We start from the raw sequence: 15,172 nt of genomic DNA, 5'->3' as shown, positions 1-15,172 counted from the left end.
CGCTACCCGCTACAGCAGGCCTTCGCGCTTCACTGCCAGATACCGTTCCACCAGCGCGGCGGGCAGGGCGTCGGCGGTCACGTCCAGCACCATCACTTTCTCGCTGCGCAGCGCTTCATGCGCCTTCGCGCGCTGCTGCAGGTACAGCGCGGCAGCACCGGCCTGGGCGGCGTCTTCCAGCGTGTGCACCTCGCCATCCAGTGCGGTGTCCAGTTCGCGTTCGCGCAGGCTGGCCACGCACACCAGGTGGCGGCGCTGCAGCAGGCGCACCGCGGCCAGCAGGTCTTCGATGTCTTCGTCGCGCACGTTGCTGACCAGCATCACCAGCGCGCGCCGGCGCTGGCGCAGCGAGACTTCGGTGGCGGCGGCCAGGTAATCGGTGGCCACGGCCTGCGGCTGCAGGTCGTAGCTGGCGCGCAGCAGGTGTTCCACCGTGCCCATGCCACGCTGCGGCGCCACCCAACGGCGTTCGCCACCCACCGCGAACAGGCCGGCGGCATCGCCCTGGCGCAACGCCAGGTAGGCCACCACCAGCGACGCGTTCAAGGCATGGTCGAAGTGCGAAAGACCGCCTTCGCTGGCCAGCATGCGCCGGCCGCTGTCGAGCATCAGCAGCAGCTGCTGGTTCTTCTCGTCCTGGTACTCGCGCGAGATCAGCTTGCGCGCGCGCGCGGTCGCCTTCCAGTCGAGCTGGCGCAGGCTGTCACCGATGCGGTACTCGCGCATCTGGTGGAAATCGGTGCCTTCGCCGCGCCGCCGCTTAACGTGAGCACCCACCAGCCGCGACGCCTGGTCGGCACTGAACAACGCGAAGCGGGTAAGCGGCACGAAGTTCGGATAGACCCGCACTTCCAGTACCGGCGGCAGCGTGCGCTGCTGCCACCACAGCCGCCACGGCGAGCGGATGCGTACGTCCACGCCATCAAACTGGAAGCGCCCGCGCTGCTGCGGCTGCACCTGGTAGTGCAGGGTGCTGGCGTGGCCGGCGCGCAGCTGCAGGCGCTGTGGCAGCGCTTCCAGCGGCCAGCCGCCGGGCACGCGATCAAACACTTCCACCCGCATCGGCTGCTCGGCGAACAGGCGCAGGCCGATCTCGCGGCGTACGCCCAGTGCCAGCGCTTCGGGTACCTGGCGCTGCACCTGCGGCGAAGCACGCCGCCACTGCCGCCACAGGTCGGCCAGCGCCAGCACGGCCACCACGGCACCGCCCACGGCCCAGCTCCAGCGCGGCAGCAGCCCGCCCAGCACCAGTCCGCCCAGCACGGCCCAGGCGGCCAGCAGTACCAGCAGCAGCGGCGCAGGCCTCATCGGCGCGGCGCTTCCACCTTGGCCAGCAGGGCGCCCAGCACGTCGTCCGGGCCCTGGCCTTCGATCTGCAGTTCCGGCGCCAGTGCGATGCGGTGGCGCAGTGCCGGCCGCGCGATGTCGCGCACGTCGTCGGGGGTGACGAAATCACGACCGGCCAGCACGGCCTGCGCACGCGACGCACGCACCAGCGCGATGCTGCCGCGCGGGCCGGCGCCGACGGCGATGCCCGGCCAGGAACGGGTGGCGGCCACGATCCGCACCGCATAGTCGATCACTTCGTCATCGACGGTGATGGCGGCGGTGGCCTGCTGCAGCGCCAGCAGTTCGCCGGCGCCGAGCACGCGCGGCACCTGGCTGAGGTCGAAATCGCTGGCGGCGCGGCCCAGCGTGATGGCCGTGACCATGCGCTTCTCATCGTCCAGCTGCGGGTAGTCGATCAGCACCTTCAGCAGGAAGCGGTCCAGCTGCGCTTCCGGCAGCGGGTAGGTGCCTTCCTGTTCCAGCGGGTTCTGCGTGGCCAGGGCCATGAACGGCGGCGCCAGGGTGAAGGCCTTGCCTTCGATGGTCACCTGGCCTTCCTGCATCACTTCCAGCAGCGCCGACTGGGTCTTGGCCGGGGCGCGGTTGATCTCGTCGGCCAGCAGCAGGTTGGTGAATACCGGGCCGCGGCGGATCTTGAAGCTCTCGCTCTTGGGGTCGTACACCGCGTGGCCGCTGACATCGCTGGGCATCAGGTCGGGGGTGAACTGCACGCGCCCGTAGTCCAGCTCCATGGCCTGCGCCAGTGCACGCACCAGCAGGGTCTTGCCCAGCCCGGGCACGCCTTCGATGAGTACGTGGCCGCCGGCCAGCAGCGCCACCATGATCTGGTCGAGCACGTCAGCCTGGCCGATGAAGGCCCGGCCGACGGCATCGCGGATGGCGTCGACGCGTTCGATCAGGCGGGCGGCGGCGGCCGCCGGAAGCTCAGGGGCATCGGTCATAGCAGGGATCTCATCTGGAGCAGCAAGCGGATGCGCTCGCGCAGGGCGGAGGAATCGTGCGGCGAAGGAGTGGTGAGGGCGGTGGCTACGCGGCTGGCCGGCCACTGCAGTACCTCGGCGATGGCCTGGTCGCGGGCAGCGCCATCCAGCGCGGCCGCCACTGGCGCGCGCAGGCGCAGGCGATGCAGGAACAGCGCCTGCACCGCGTGGTACAGCTGCGTGCCATGGCCGAAGCGCATCAGCAGCTCGCCGCTGGCACGCACGTGTTCCAGCAGCGAACGGCGCTCGACCACGGGCGAGGGCAGCACGCTGCCCAGGCGCTGCGCGCGCGCCCACAGCCAGCCCAGCAGGGCCAGCAGCAGCGGAATCCACACCGGCCATCCCTGCAGCACGATGCGCGCCAACAGCGTCGGCGGGCGGCTGCCGTAGACCAGCCACACCGTGCCGCGCCCGTAGTTGGGGTCCAGCAGGTAGCGGGTCAGGTCGCGGTGGGAAAGATCGTGCAGGCCGTCGCGCTGCGGCGTGTCCTTGGCCGTCGCGCGCTTGCGCGGCAGCGTACCGGTGCCCGCGCCCAGCATGAAATCCATGTCGGCCAGGACATCGATGCGGCCCTGGCCATGGCGCAGGCGGGCGAAGGCGAGGCCTTCTTCATTGCCCCAGCGGCGCTCGGCGGCGGCGGCGGCCTGGAAGCCGAGGCTGAAGCGGCGGCCCCCGCAGAATTCCACGTGGCTGGGATCATCCACCACATGGAAGGGCTGGCAGTCGTTGCCATGGAACAGGCTTTCCACGCCGATGCGATCCAGCAGCGGGCCCTGGGTGGTGCTGGTCTTGTCCTCGCCCGGCGGCTGCGTGCGCAGCAGCAGGTGGCCGCCCCGCCCGACCCAGTCCAGCAGCGCCTGCGCGGTGCCCGGCGGCATTTCGCGGGTGTCCTGCAGCAGCACCACGGTGTCGGTGTTGCCCAGGGGCATCTTCGCCAGCTGCAGGCGTTGCCGCGACTGCACCTCGATGCCATCGGCGCGCAGCGCCTGGCCCAGCACGTACAGCGGGTTGTAGCTGGCTTCGCCGCGTGGCGGCAGCACCACGGTTTCGGTCACCTTCTCGTGCGTGCGCAGGAACAGGATGGCCAACGGCACGCCCAGCAGCACCAGCAGGCCGAGCAGCAGGGCCCAGAAAACGCGCGGGCTCATGCCTTCCACCCGAACTGCTGGCGCAGGGTCGCGGCCAGTCCATCGAATTCATCGCGCGTGGGCAGGCGGCCGCCATACGCGGCGTACTGCCACGTGCGCACGATGCGCGCGAACAGGTCGCGGTCCGCCGGCTGCGGCATCCGCCGCGAGGCGCGCAGGCACTGCGCTTCGGTGGCGCCGGGGGGCAGGACGTTGCCGGTGCGCTCGACCAGGGTGCGCACGCTGGCGCGGTACAGCAGGGCCAGCGCCTGGCGCGGGCGTCCCTGGTCCCACAGCAGGCCGGCCTGGGTGGCTACATCCGGCGGCAGCACCACCGGCACGTCAACGGCTTCTTCCTGCACGCGCGGTGCGTCCTTCGCCTTGCGCCGGCCGGCGCCACGCAGCCACGGCCACCACAGGCGCGCGGTCAGCAGCAGCACCAGCACCACCAGGCCAAGCAGGCCCCACAGGCCCCATTCGGCCACGCGTGCCAGCAGCTTCAGCGTGCGCTTGCGTTCGCCCGCCCCGCTGCTGGCGGCGTCGTCCTTGCTGTTGTTCTTTTTGGCGTCTTTCTTCTTCTCGGCGTCCTCGATCGGCTTCCACTCGGTCACCTGGCGCAGTGGGCGCTGCAGGGGATCCTCGTAGGCACGGTTCACCGCCTGGCGGAAGCCGGCCGTGTCGACCGGTTCCTCGCCGAAGACGCCGGCGGCGGTGTTGGCAGGATCATTGGCGGCGTTGGCCCGGGTGCCTTCGGTCTCGTCCCCGTTGCCGTGGCCGCCAGCCAGGATCTGCTCGGCCAGCTCGCGGGCAGCATCCGCTTCGGCATCCTGCGCATGCGCCGGGGCCAGCGGCAGCGCCAGGCACAGCAGCAGGGCCAGCGTCGATGCCGCCGGCAGCAGCCGCTCGCGCAGCCGGCGCAGGGCGATCTCCACGTCCCACGCTTCCATCTGCGTGCGCCGGTTGAGGTACAGGCCGAAGCCGGCGCCGACGTAGAACGGGCCGATCAGTGCGGCGCTGAGCCAGCCCAGCAGGTTCAGCAGCAGATCGGCCCACGGCGGGGTTTCAACGCTCAGCATCGCCCAGGCGGCGCGCCACGAATCGGGCAGCAGTTCCAGCGGGATGAACATGAAGACCGCCGCGATCGCACCCAGCACCAGCACCATCTCGAAGGCCACGCAGACCAGCGCCAGGATGATGGCCGGACCGGCGGCACCGGCCGCCACCGCGCGCCGTCGCGGCCCGCGCTGCGCCGGGGCGTTGCCCTCCAGCAGGTTGACCGGCAGGCACAGGCTGCGCAGCAGGCTGAAACGGCGCCAGCCCAGGTATCCCCAGAACCCGGTGCCGCCCCAGTGCCGCTGCGCGGCGAGTGCCGCGCGGGCGCCCACCTGCTCGCCGAAGATGCCACGCGACAGTACGTACAGCGGCGCGCGCTCGAACAGCGGCTTGCACCACCACATCGCCAGCGATGCCCAGGCGAAGCCATCCAGCCACCAGGCCAGCGCGTTGAACAGCACGAACAGCGGCGCACTGGCCAGCAGCCAGCTGCCCCACACCGCGCGCGCATGGCGGCGGGTCAGGGCCGTGCCCAGTTCCATGGCTTCCCAGCTGCTGCGCGCGCGCAGGGCCACGTCCAGGTGGTCAATCCGCACGTTCACCCCCGCGACCGCCACGCCACAGCCACAGCAGCACACCGGTCCACAGCACGCCGGCCACGCTGTACTTGGCCCACGCCGGGATCTGGGCGATCGACGACCAGAATGCTTCCACGAAGGCCGCCAGCAGCAGCATGAAGGCCACGCCCAGGCACAGGCGCGCACCGATGCGGCCGCCTTCCACCAGCGCGTCCATGCGGCGGCGGCGGCCGGGCGCGAGCAGTTTCATGCCCAGCTGCAGGCCGGCGCCACCAGCGATGACGATGGCGGTCAGCTCGAAGGCGGCATGGCCGACCACGAAGCGCCAGAACGGATCGCCGTGGCCGATCTGCTGCAGGTGGCCCGCCACCGCGCCCATGATGACGCCGTTGAACAGCAGCACCAGCAGCGTGCCCAGCCCGGCCAGCAGGCCGCTGGCGAAGGTGCGCAGGGCGATGCTGATGTTGTTCATGATGTAGTAGCCGAACATCATCCAGTCGGTGCCGCTGTCACGCCCCAGGCGGTCGGCCGCGGGGTCGTACATGCGTTCCATCTCGGCGATCTGGCTGTTGTCCATCAGCAGGTGCACGCTGTCCGGGTACAGCTGCACCACCACGAAGCAGGCCAGCGCCGGCACCGCGAACATCGCCAGCGCCACCCACATGCTGCGTGCCTGGCTGCGCACCAGCATCGGGAAGTCGGCCACCAGGAATTCCAGCGCCCGCCGCCAGCGCACCGGCGGCGTGCGGTACAGCACGCTGTGGCCCTGCTGCATCAACTGCTGCAGGCGCTGCACCAGCTGCGGGCTGTAGCCGCGCTCGCGGGCCAGCGCCAGCTGCTGGCACAGGCGCCGGTAGCGTTGGGGGAAGGCAACGTCACCGGGATCACCGGCGTCGGGCCTGCGCCGCTTGCGGCGTGATGCGCCCGCGCGCTGCTGCAGCCACTGCTCCAGTTGCTGCCATTCCTGCTGGTGGCGGGCGACGAACTGTTCCTGCTTCATCGGCGGCCCAGCAGCCAGTTGGCCATCGCATACAGGCGCAGCACGCCCACCTGGCCGGACGCGCCGGTCAGCGGCTCGGCGATGCCCGCCAGTTCCTGCTGCCGGCCCGGCGACAGGCGCGGCGCGCGCTCGGCAAAGGCCATCACGGCGGCCTGTTCCTGCGGGCGCAGGGGCTGCGGCGGTACCAGCACGCTGTCGATGGTGGCCGGTGGCTGCAGGTAGCGCATCGGCTCGTGCACCACCACGGTGCCGGCCACCAGGTCGCCGAGGCGGCGCCCGTAAGGATCGAACAGGCTGCTGAGCAGGCCCAGGGCATAACCGAACGGCAGCATGTCCACGGTGCGCAGCAGGTTGCGGGTGATCGAGGCCATCCAGCCCACCGGTGCGCCATCGCGCGACAGCACGCGCAGGCCGAGCGCGCGCTTGCCCAGGGTGCGGCCCCACAGCGCCTCGCAGACGATGGGGTAGGCCCACATCAGCAGGAACATCGCGGCCATGTAGATGCCACGGCCGAATTCATCGAGCAGGGCCAGCGGAATGGACAGCACCACCAGCGCGCCGAAGCGGATGCCCAGGTCGACCAGCCAGGCCAGCGCACGCGGCATCGGCCCGGCGGTGGGCAACTGCAGCGGCACGCCTTCCGGCGTTACCACCTCGCGGTAGGTATCGAGCATGGGCGCGGCCATCAGTGCGATGGCCGCGGATGTGGGCGCTGGAGTCCTCTCCGGCGTGCTGCCACAGGCATGGGGGTCTCGACGGTTCCTGGTCGGGCTCCGACTTTAGCAGAGCGCCGTGGCCGGCGAAGCGCCTCAGCCCAGGTATTCGTCCTTCAACCGCACGTAATGGTCGGCCGAGTAATGCAGCGACTCGATTTCCTTGTCGCTGAGCGTGCGTGCCGGACGCGCCGGGTTGCCCACCCACAGCTCGCCCTCGCCGACCACCTTGCCCGGGCCGACCACCGCACCGGCGCCGACGAAGGCATGGCGCTCGACACACGCGCCGTCGAGGATGCACGCGCCCATGCCGATGAGGCTGTAATCGCCAATGGTGCAGGCGTGGATGATGCAGCCGTGGCCGATGGTCACGCCTTCGCCGATCAGGGTCGGGTAGCCGGCCTTGTTGTACGGGCTGTGGTGGCTGACGTGGATGATGGTGCCGTCCTGCACGTTGGTGCGCGCGCCGATGCGGACGAAATTGACGTCGCCGCGGATGACGGTGCCCGGCCAGATGGAGACATCGTCGGCCAGTTCCACGTCACCGATGAGGGTGCAGGCCGGGTCGACGTACACGCGCTCGCCGAGGACGGGCATCTTGTCGCGGAAAGGGCGCAGGGGGTTCATCGGTGTCTCCAGGTGGGGCGATTGCGACGATGATACGCGGCCAATCCATCGGTAGCGCCGGGCCATGCCCGGCGGATGTTCGCGTGCCGCCGCGCTCGCCGGGCATGGCCCGGCGCTACGCCTATGCCGGCGCGTGCGTCGCCAGCATCTGCCGGAACAGGCCGTCCAGCCAGGCAGCGTCACCGTGACCGGCCGGCAGTTGCGGCCCCTCGGCGCGCGCGGCCAGCGTGGCGTCGATGTAATCGCTGATGGCCGCAATGCGCGGGCCGGCGGCGACTTCGGCACTGGCACGCTTGACCACCAGCAGCGCATCGATGGCCTCGCGCACGGCACCCTGCGGCAGCAGGCGCTCCAGCAGGTCCTCGAAGGCCATCGGCGGCGGTGTTTGTTCCTGCTCGATCCACTGGCAGGCCAGCAGCGGGCGCAGCACGTACAGGTACTTCTTGGTGCGCACGGTTTCGCCGCGCAGGTAGCCGCGATGGTTGGAGCGCGCCATGTTGAAGTAGTGCCACCACGTGCCCAGCGGCGAGTAGAAGCGCTCGGCAGCCTGCCACAGGCAGGCCACGGCGTCGGCATCGTGCTGGTAGATGATCGGCGAGCGCAGCCACTCGATCAGCGTCGGATTGGACTTGGACACCAGCCGCAGCGCCTTGCGCAGGTCCCAGCCGCTGACATCCAGCTCGTCATCGATCGGCAGCTCGATCACATCGCGCTGCGCGTCGCCGGGGCCGGTGGCCTCGTTGACGCTCAGGTACCACGGCTGGCGGTGCACGTAGATGAAGCGCGCATCGTAATCGCTGTCGGGCGAGGAAAACCCCCAGCCGCGGCTGCCGGATTCGCAGGCCAGCAGCACGCGCACGTCGTGCGTGCGTTCGATGTCGGCCAGGGTGGCGAGGATGGCGGCGCGCTTGTCCGGCGCGATCGGGTGGATGTCGTCCATGCAGTGCAGAGTCGTAGCGTCGGGCCTGCTCGACTGTAACGCACAGCGTGGCCCATGCATGCGTGTCGACCAAGGTCGACACCTACCAGAGCTGGTAGCGCCGGGCCATGCCCGGCGGATGTTCGCGTGCCGCTGCGCTCGCCGGGCATGGCCCGGCGCTACCGCTGATGCGCGTTACGCGACGCGGCCGCGACGGGCGCGTTCCAGGTGCACCAGCAGCAGCGAGATCGCTGCCGGGGTCATGCCGGGGATGCGCTGTGCCTGGCCGATGGTCTGCGGGCGTACGCGTTCCAGCTTCTGCAGCACTTCGGCCGACAACCCACGCACGCTGGCGTAGTCGAAGCCTTCGGCGATCGGCGTGGCTTCGTGGCGTTGCTGGCGTTCGATCTCGTCGCGCTGGCGGTCCAGGTAGCCGGCGTACTTCACGCCGATCTCGACCTGCTCCGCCACCTTGCCATCGGCCACGGCCGGGCCCAGCGACGGCACCTGCATCAGCTGCGCGTAATCCAGCTCCGGGCGCTTGATCAGGTCCAGCACGTTGGTTTCGCGGCTGACCGCCACGCCCAGCGTTTCCTGCACTTCGCGGCCCAGCGCATTGGCCGGCGTCGCCCACAGCGCCCCCAGTCGTGCGCGCTCGGCGGCGACGGCGGCCTGCTTGGTTTCGAAGGCGCTCCAGCGCCGATCATCCACCAGGCCCATCGCGCGGCCGGCCGGGGTCAGGCGCTGGTCGGCGTTGTCCTCGCGCAGCTGCAGGCGGTACTCGGCGCGGCTGGTGAACATGCGGTACGGCTCATTGGTGCCGTGGGTGATCAGGTCATCGACCAGCACGCCCAGATACGCTTCGTCGCGGCGCGGGCACCAGCCGTCCAGCCCGCGCACCTGGCGGGCGGCGTTGAGGCCGGCCAGCAGGCCCTGCGCGGCGGCTTCTTCATAGCCGGTGGTGCCGTTGATCTGGCCGGCGAAGAACAGGCCGTTGACCAGCTTGGTTTCCAGCGAGGCCTTCAGGCCGCGCGGGTCGAAGAAGTCGTACTCGATGGCATAGCCGGGGCGGGTGATGTGCGCGTTCTGGAAACCGCGGATGCTGCGCACCATCTCCAGCTGCACGTCGAACGGCAGCGAGGTGGAGATGCCGTTGGGGTAGATCTCGACGATGCCCAGGCCTTCAGGCTCGACGAAGATCTGGTGGCTGGCCTTCTCGGCGAAACGCACCACCTTGTCCTCGATGGAGGGGCAGTAGCGCGGGCCGATGCCCTCGATCTGGCCGCTGTACAGCGGCGAGCGGTGCAGCGCGTCGCGGATGATCTGGTGGGTCTGTCCGGTGGTGTGGGTGATCCAGCAGCTGACCTGCTGCGGATGCTCGTCCACCGAGCCGAGGAAGGACATCACCGGGCGCGGCGTGTCGCCGGGCTGCTCGTCCATCACGCTGTAATCCAGCGAGCGGCCGTCGATGCGCGGCGGCGTGCCGGTCTTCAGGCGGTCGACCTGGAACGGGCGTTCGCGCAGGCGCGCGGCCAGCGTGGTGGCCGGCGGGTCGCCCATGCGGCCCGCGGCGTACTGGGTCGGCCCGACGTGGATCTTGCCGGCCAGGAAGGTGCCGGCGGTCAGCACCACGGCGTCGGCATCGAAGCGCAGGCCGGTCTGGGTGATGACCCCGCGCACGGCGTCGCCTTCGATGACCAGGTCATCGACGGCAGCCTGGAACACGGTCAGGTTGGCCTGGCCTTCGACGATGGCGCGGATCGCCATGCGGTACAGGTTGCGGTCGGCCTGGCAGCGGGTGGCGCGCACGGCCGGGCCCTTGGAGGCGTTGAGCGTGCGCCACTGGATGCCGGCCCGGTCGGCGGCATGCGCCATCGCGCCGCCCAGGGCGTCGATTTCCTTGACCAGGTGGCCCTTGCCGATGCCGCCGATGGCCGGGTTGCAGCTCATCGCGCCCACGGTTTCGATGTTGTGGGTCAGCAGCAGGGTGCGCACGCCGGTGCGGGCCGCGGCCAGCGCGGCCTCGGTGCCGGCGTGGCCACCGCCGATGACGATGACGTCGTAACGATGGAAGGACTGGGTCATGGGGGCAGGTCAACAAGGGACGGGCGCGGCCGGGGGCGGCGCCGGGGTGGCGATTTTAGCGCCATTCGGAGGGGGGCGACGGGCCCGGATCGGGTACGGGATGAAATCCGCCCTAAAGTTGGCAGGATTTTTGCAGATAACCCAATAGCACCCATCGTGGCTGGCGCCGTAGGCGCCGTTGACCGGAATTGGAACAGGGGCCGGTACAGGCGCACGGTGGGGAAGCGGGGGGCCGGCAGTCGGGGGACTGTCCGGCCCTGTTTTTTTGGCGGCTTGCCGGCAAAGCCCATCCACGCATGGCGTGGATCTACTGACGCCAAAAACAAACGGCCCCGCATTGCGGGGCCGTCTGCTTTCAGAGGTGCCGACATCCGACAGGGCCGGAACAGGGGGGATCCAGATGTTCCTGTCGGATATCGACGTAGAGCTGTTTGGGACCGGCCCTTAACACTTTCGTCACTTTGTGACGCGGGCCGTCACCACCGGCGTAGATTGCGGCCTGAACCGGATGAAATGCAAGATGTTTCAGGGCCCAACTGTGCGCTGCGTCGCACGATTCATGTTTCGCTACGGGGAACCGTTCATCGTTCCATGTTTCGCCACGGCGAACCGTTCGACCTCGGCGCACGCGGTGCCGGTGCCGGACGTGACTGCGGTGGTGCAGACGGACGAGCCTGGGGCGGCGCGGACGGACGCGCCTGGGCCGGCCTGCCAGCCTGCGGCGGGCGACGCATCGAGTCCATGTTGCGCCAGGGCGAACCACCATTGTTCTGGCGCGGCGGCGGCGGCGGACGGTTCTCGCCACCGTTGCCCGGGCGCGGCGGCGGGCGGTGGTTGTGGTGCGGCGGCCGGTAGATCGGGCGCGAGTAATAGGGGTTGCCGTAGTATCCATAGCCGTAGCCACCACCGCCGTAGCCACCGTAATACGGGTAGCCATAGGTGGACGGGTAGCCATACGGATAGCGGTACTCCGTCGACGGGGCACCGTGGTAGTAACTGCCACCGCCGCCACCGCCGACATAGTCGTAGGTGGAACAGCCGGTGAGGGCCAGCAACAGGCCACCGGCAAGCAACAGGCGCGTTTTCATGTGGGTCCCCCCAAGGACGGGTGTAGGGCCAGCTTCGTGCGTGGGCATTGAATCGCTCCTTAACTGTGCCGGCCCAGGATGAATGGCGGTGAAGGCCAGCATGCTGGCACGGCAAGGTGCGTGGCCGCCAGCGTCGGGGCATACGTTAATCTTGCGTCATGAGCGATCCACTGTTGCCCCGCGCCGAAGATGTCCTGGCCGCCGCCGCGCGGATCGCGCCGCATGCCCACGTCACCCCGGTCCTGCGCTCGCACACGCTGGATGCGCTGGCCGGGGCACAACTGGCGTTCAAGGCCGAGCACCTGCAGCGGGGCGGCGCGTTCAAGTTCCGCGGGGCCTGCAACGCGGTGTGGTCGCTGGACGCCGAGCGTGCCGCGGCGGGCGTGGTCACCCATTCTTCCGGCAACCATGGCGCGGCGCTGGCCCTGGCTGCCCGCACCCGCGGCATCCCGTGCCACGTGGTGGTGCCCGAAGGGGCCGTGGCCGCCAAGCTGGCCAACATCGCCCGCCATGGCGCCACCCTGTGGCGCTGCCCGCCGACCATCGCCGACCGTGAGGCCACCTGCGCCCGGGTGCAGGCCGATACCGGTGCGACCCTGGTCCATCCCTATGCCAACCCGGCGGTGATGGCCGGGCAGGGCACCGCGGCACTGGAGCTGCTGCACAGCGACGGCCCGTTCGACGTGCTGGTGGTGCCGGTGGGCGGCGGTGGCCTGGCCAGCGGAACTGCCCTGGCCCTGCAGCACGCCAGCCCGCAGACCCGCCTGGTGCTGGCCGAACCGGCCGGCGCTGATGACACGGCGCGTTCGCTGGCTGCCGGCCAGCGGATGACCGATTTCACCCCCGACACCTTCTGCGATGGCCTGCGCACCCTGATCGGCGCGCCGAACTTCCAGCTGCTGCAGGCGGCCGGTGCCGAGGTGATCGTGGTGGACGATGACGCCACCCGTGCGGCGATGCGCCTGTTGTGGGAGGTGCTGAAGCAGGTGGTGGAACCGTCCTCGGCCATCGTGCTGGCGGCGGTGCTGGCCCAGCCGGCGCGGTTTGCCGGCCAGCGCGTGGGCCTGGTGCTGTCCGGCGGCAACGTCGATCTGCCAGCGCTGCGCTGGGAGGCGGCGTGAGCCGCGGCCGTCATCGACCGCGCACCGGCCTGCTGGGCTGGCTGTGGCGCCTGTTCGTGCTGGTGCTGGTGTGGCTGCTGGGCGTGACCGCCTGGATCGTCTGGGTGGGTGAGCGTGACCAGGCCGCCAAGGCCGACGCGATCATCGTGCTGGGTGCAGCGGCCTACGATGCCAAGCCTTCACCGGTGTTCGAAGAACGCATCCGCCATGGCCTGGACCTGTACCAGGCCGGCTATGCGCCGTTGCTGATCTTTACCGGTGGCTATGGCGGCACGGGCGCGCGTTTTTCCGAATCGCAGGTGGCACGGCGCTATGCGCTGAAGCACGGGGTGCCCGACGACGCCATCCTGATCGAGACCGCCTCGCGCAACACCGTGCAGAACCTGGTGGAAGCCAAGCGGCTGATGGAGCAGCGCAAGCTGCACACGGTCATCATCGTCAGCGACCCGCTGCACATGGCCCGCGCGCTGCGCCTGAGCCAGGCGCTGGGCATCGATGCGCTGGCCTCGTCCACGCCGAGCACGCGCTTCCGCAGCTTCCACACCAGCTGGCGTTTCCTGGTGCAGGAAATCTATTTCTTCCACCGCGACCTGGTGCGCCCGCCGTTGAGTTCGACGGCCAATACCTGAGCGGCTGCCGCTGCGCTCGCCGGGCGTGGCCCGGCGCTACCCCTATCGCGCGCTCGTCGACATCTGCCCTTGGTAGGTGCCGACCTTGGTCGGCACAACCTGTCAGATCGCGATGCCGCCGGCATTGTGCCGACCAAGGTCGGCACCTACCAGAGCGGACCGCGGGCGATCGCCACAAGCGGACCGCAGACGACGATCAGGGCTGCTTGCGGCGGATCCGGATGGCCGACACCGGCACCGAGGCGATGTCATGCCCGCCTTCGCGGATCGGCGCGCCCGGGTCCGGCGCCCAGGCGTGGGCATAGATCACTTCCCAGCTGCTGGGCAGCTTGCCGTCGGCACGCCGCATGGGTTCGTACGCCGCTGCAGCGGCGGCAAAACGGCCGCGCCCGGTCAGCGTGTGGCGGCGGTCCACCCGCGCATTGGTCGCGCCCATCGCACGCAGCTCGCGCATCAGCGCCGGCAGGTCGTCGTAGGTCAGGGTAAACAGGTCACGGTCCAGCACCGGGTCGCGGAAGCCGGCCATCATCAGCGCATCGCCGAACTGGGCGATCTGCGCGAAACGACTGACGTGCGGACGGTCATCGGCGGCAGCGAACGCCTCGTTGAGTTCAACCAGCGTTTCCGGGCCGAAGGTGGAGCACAGCAGCAGGCCACCGGGCTTGAGCACGCGACGGAAACCGGCGAACACCGCCGGCAGGTCGTCCAGCCACTGCAGGCACAGGTTGCTGAAGATCACATCGACGCTGTTATCGGCCAGCGGCAACGCAGCCGCATCGCCGCACAGGCGCTGGAACGGCTTCCACCAGCCGGCCTGGCGCTTGGCCTGGTCCAGCATCGGCAGGGCCACGTCCATCGCGATCACCTGCGCCTTCGGCCAGCGCTTCTTCATCAGCGCGCTGGCGTGGCCGGTGCCGGCGCCGATGTCCAGCACCACCTCGGGCTTGCGTGATTCCAGGTAGTCCAGCGATTCGATCAGCCGCGACTGCACCTCGCGCTGCAGGGCAGCGGCGGCGTCGTAGCTGTTGGCGGCGCGGGCAAACGCGCGGCGGACGTGGCGGGCATCGAAGTGGGACGGCATTGCGGAAGTCTCTTAGAACGTACCGGGGTAGGCGCCGCCGTCGATCAGCAGGTTCTGCCCGGTGAGGTAACCGGCCTGTGCGCTGCACAGGAAGGCGCAGGCGGCGCCGAATTCGTCCGGCGTGCCGAAGCGGCCGGCGGGGATCTGCTGGCGGCGGCGGTCGGCCACGGCCTGCACATCGCCATCCCCACCCGCGGCGTGGGCGAAGTTGGCGCGCAGGCGGTCGGTGTCGAACTGGCCGGGCAGCAGGTTGTTGATCGTGACGTTGTGGCCCACGGTGCGCCGCGCCAGGCCGGCGACGAAGCCGGTGAGGCCGCTGCGCGCGCCGTTGGACAGTGCCAGCGTGTCGATCGGTGCCTTCACCGAGGACGAGGTGATGTTGACGATGCGGCCGAAGCCGCGCGCGATCATCGCGTCCACCGTGGCGCGGATCAGCGCGATCGGCGCCAGCATGTTGGCATCCAGCGCGGCGATCCAGTCGTCGCGCTCGAACGTGCGGAAATCGCCCGGCGGCGGGCCACCGGCATTGGTCACCAGGATGTCGACCTGCGGGCAGGCGGCCAGCGCCTGCGTGCGGCCGGCCTCGGTGGTGACATCGGCGGCGACCGTACGCACTTCGGCGGCACCGGGCAGGGCACGCAGTTCCTCAGCGGCAGCCTGCAGGGCGGTTTCGCCACGGGCCACGATCACCACGTTCACGCCTTCAGCCACGAGGGCGCGTGCGCAGCCCAGGCCCAGGCCCTTGCTTGCGCCACAGACCAGTGCCCAGCGGCCGGAAATACCCAGATCCATGCGTCAACCCTGCGGAGTTCGGAAGGCGC

The 15,172-nt window shown here is 70.0% G+C and carries 14 protein-coding genes; 2 read left to right on the top strand and 12 right to left on the bottom strand.

The features are described 5' to 3' along the window. Positions 1-9 precede the first annotated feature (9 nt). From C1927_RS20175 to C1927_RS20130, 10 genes are all read right to left on the bottom strand, one after another. A complete protein-coding gene (locus C1927_RS20175; protein ID WP_108747627.1) occupies positions 10-1,308 on the bottom strand; it encodes a DUF58 domain-containing protein in 1,299 nt (432 codons plus the stop codon). Next, positions 1,305-2,291: a MoxR family ATPase gene (locus C1927_RS20170; RefSeq protein ID WP_079224102.1), complete on the bottom strand. Its 987-nt coding sequence runs from the start codon at positions 2,289-2,291 to the stop codon at positions 1,305-1,307. Before C1927_RS20170 ends, C1927_RS20175 begins: the two co-directional genes overlap by 4 nt. Continuing rightward, on the bottom strand, positions 2,288-3,478 hold the full coding sequence (locus C1927_RS20165) for a DUF4350 domain-containing protein (RefSeq protein WP_079224101.1): 1,191 nt from the start codon (positions 3,476-3,478) through the stop codon (positions 2,288-2,290). Before C1927_RS20165 ends, C1927_RS20170 begins: the two co-directional genes overlap by 4 nt. Then, the gene (locus C1927_RS20160; protein WP_108747894.1) at positions 3,475-5,106 is read right to left on the bottom strand and encodes a DUF4129 domain-containing protein; all 1,632 of its coding nucleotides are present in this window, start codon (positions 5,104-5,106) and stop codon (positions 3,475-3,477) included. Before C1927_RS20160 ends, C1927_RS20165 begins: the two co-directional genes overlap by 4 nt. After that, on the bottom strand, positions 5,096-6,088 hold the full coding sequence (locus tag C1927_RS20155) for a stage II sporulation protein M (RefSeq protein ID WP_108747626.1): 993 nt from the start codon (positions 6,086-6,088) through the stop codon (positions 5,096-5,098). The genes C1927_RS20160 and C1927_RS20155 overlap by 11 nt, the downstream gene beginning before the upstream one ends. Continuing rightward, complete coding sequence (locus C1927_RS20150) at positions 6,085-6,774, bottom strand: RDD family protein (RefSeq protein ID WP_108747625.1); 690 nt, start codon at positions 6,772-6,774, stop codon at positions 6,085-6,087. The genes C1927_RS20155 and C1927_RS20150 overlap by 4 nt, the downstream gene beginning before the upstream one ends. 123 nt (positions 6,775-6,897) lie before the next feature. Beyond that, positions 6,898-7,428 carry a gamma carbonic anhydrase family protein gene (locus tag C1927_RS20145; protein ID WP_108747624.1) on the bottom strand — a complete coding sequence of 177 codons (531 nt, stop codon included), beginning with the start codon at positions 7,426-7,428 and terminating at the stop codon, positions 6,898-6,900. A gap of 121 nt (positions 7,429-7,549) precedes the next feature. Beyond that, positions 7,550-8,368, bottom strand: a complete 819-nt coding sequence (locus C1927_RS20140) for a nucleotidyltransferase domain-containing protein (protein WP_108747623.1) — start codon at positions 8,366-8,368, stop codon at positions 7,550-7,552. A gap of 174 nt (positions 8,369-8,542) precedes the next feature. Further along, the gene (gene mnmG, locus C1927_RS20135) at positions 8,543-10,432 is read right to left on the bottom strand and encodes a tRNA uridine-5-carboxymethylaminomethyl(34) synthesis enzyme MnmG (RefSeq protein ID WP_108747622.1); all 1,890 of its coding nucleotides are present in this window, start codon (positions 10,430-10,432) and stop codon (positions 8,543-8,545) included. Positions 10,433-11,013: 581 nt separating this feature from the next. After that, positions 11,014-11,520, bottom strand: a complete 507-nt coding sequence (locus C1927_RS20130; protein ID WP_079224088.1) for a hypothetical protein — start codon at positions 11,518-11,520, stop codon at positions 11,014-11,016. A gap of 158 nt (positions 11,521-11,678) precedes the next feature. Here C1927_RS20130 and C1927_RS20125 point away from each other — a divergent pair, with 158 nt between their 5' ends. Further along, positions 11,679-12,641 (top strand): pyridoxal-phosphate dependent enzyme, encoded by a 963-nt coding sequence (locus C1927_RS20125; protein WP_079224086.1) that lies wholly within the window; start codon positions 11,679-11,681, stop codon positions 12,639-12,641. Then, positions 12,626-13,270, top strand: coding sequence for a YdcF family protein (locus C1927_RS20120; RefSeq protein ID WP_174208739.1), 645 nt, complete (start codon positions 12,626-12,628; stop codon positions 13,268-13,270). Before C1927_RS20125 ends, C1927_RS20120 begins: the two co-directional genes overlap by 16 nt. 196 nt (positions 13,271-13,466) lie before the next feature. Here the strand turns inward: C1927_RS20120 and bioC are convergent, their stop codons facing one another. Beyond that, positions 13,467-14,351, bottom strand: a complete 885-nt coding sequence (gene bioC / locus C1927_RS20115; RefSeq protein ID WP_108747620.1) for a malonyl-ACP O-methyltransferase BioC — start codon at positions 14,349-14,351, stop codon at positions 13,467-13,469. Between the two features lie 12 nt (positions 14,352-14,363). Beyond that, complete coding sequence (locus tag C1927_RS20110) at positions 14,364-15,143, bottom strand: SDR family oxidoreductase (protein ID WP_108747619.1); 780 nt, start codon at positions 15,141-15,143, stop codon at positions 14,364-14,366. Positions 15,144-15,172: the final 29 nt, after the last annotated feature.

It is taken from the genome of Stenotrophomonas sp. ZAC14D1_NAIMI4_1 (assembly GCF_003086775.1).
Lineage (GTDB): Bacteria > Pseudomonadota > Gammaproteobacteria > Xanthomonadales > Xanthomonadaceae > Stenotrophomonas.
Note: the sequence above shows the minus strand (reverse complement) of the source record. Positions and strands in the feature narration are given on the sequence as shown.

Bases quoted from the DNA above. Each gene is read 5' to 3' on its own strand.
- C1927_RS20175 (WP_108747627.1), bottom strand. From the start codon at position 1,308: ATGAGGCCTGCGCCGCTGCTGCTGGTACTGCTGGCCGCCTGGGCCGTG.
- C1927_RS20170 (WP_079224102.1), bottom strand. From the start codon at position 2,291: ATGACCGATGCCCCTGAGCTTCCGGCGGCCGCCGCCGCCCGCCTGATC.
- C1927_RS20165 (WP_079224101.1), bottom strand. From the start codon at position 3,478: ATGAGCCCGCGCGTTTTCTGGGCCCTGCTGCTCGGCCTGCTGGTGCTG.
- C1927_RS20155 (WP_108747626.1), bottom strand. From the start codon at position 6,088: ATGAAGCAGGAACAGTTCGTCGCCCGCCACCAGCAGGAATGGCAGCAA.
- C1927_RS20150 (WP_108747625.1), bottom strand. From the start codon at position 6,774: ATGGCCGCGCCCATGCTCGATACCTACCGCGAGGTGGTAACGCCGGAA.
- C1927_RS20145 (WP_108747624.1), bottom strand. From the start codon at position 7,428: ATGAACCCCCTGCGCCCTTTCCGCGACAAGATGCCCGTCCTCGGCGAG.
- C1927_RS20140 (WP_108747623.1), bottom strand. From the start codon at position 8,368: ATGGACGACATCCACCCGATCGCGCCGGACAAGCGCGCCGCCATCCTC.
- mnmG (WP_108747622.1), bottom strand. From the start codon at position 10,432: ATGACCCAGTCCTTCCATCGTTACGACGTCATCGTCATCGGCGGTGGC.
- C1927_RS20130 (WP_079224088.1), bottom strand. From the start codon at position 11,520: ATGAAAACGCGCCTGTTGCTTGCCGGTGGCCTGTTGCTGGCCCTCACC.
- C1927_RS20125 (WP_079224086.1), top strand. From the start codon at position 11,679: ATGAGCGATCCACTGTTGCCCCGCGCCGAAGATGTCCTGGCCGCCGCC.
- bioC (WP_108747620.1), bottom strand. From the start codon at position 14,351: ATGCCGTCCCACTTCGATGCCCGCCACGTCCGCCGCGCGTTTGCCCGC.
- C1927_RS20110 (WP_108747619.1), bottom strand. From the start codon at position 15,143: ATGGATCTGGGTATTTCCGGCCGCTGGGCACTGGTCTGTGGCGCAAGC.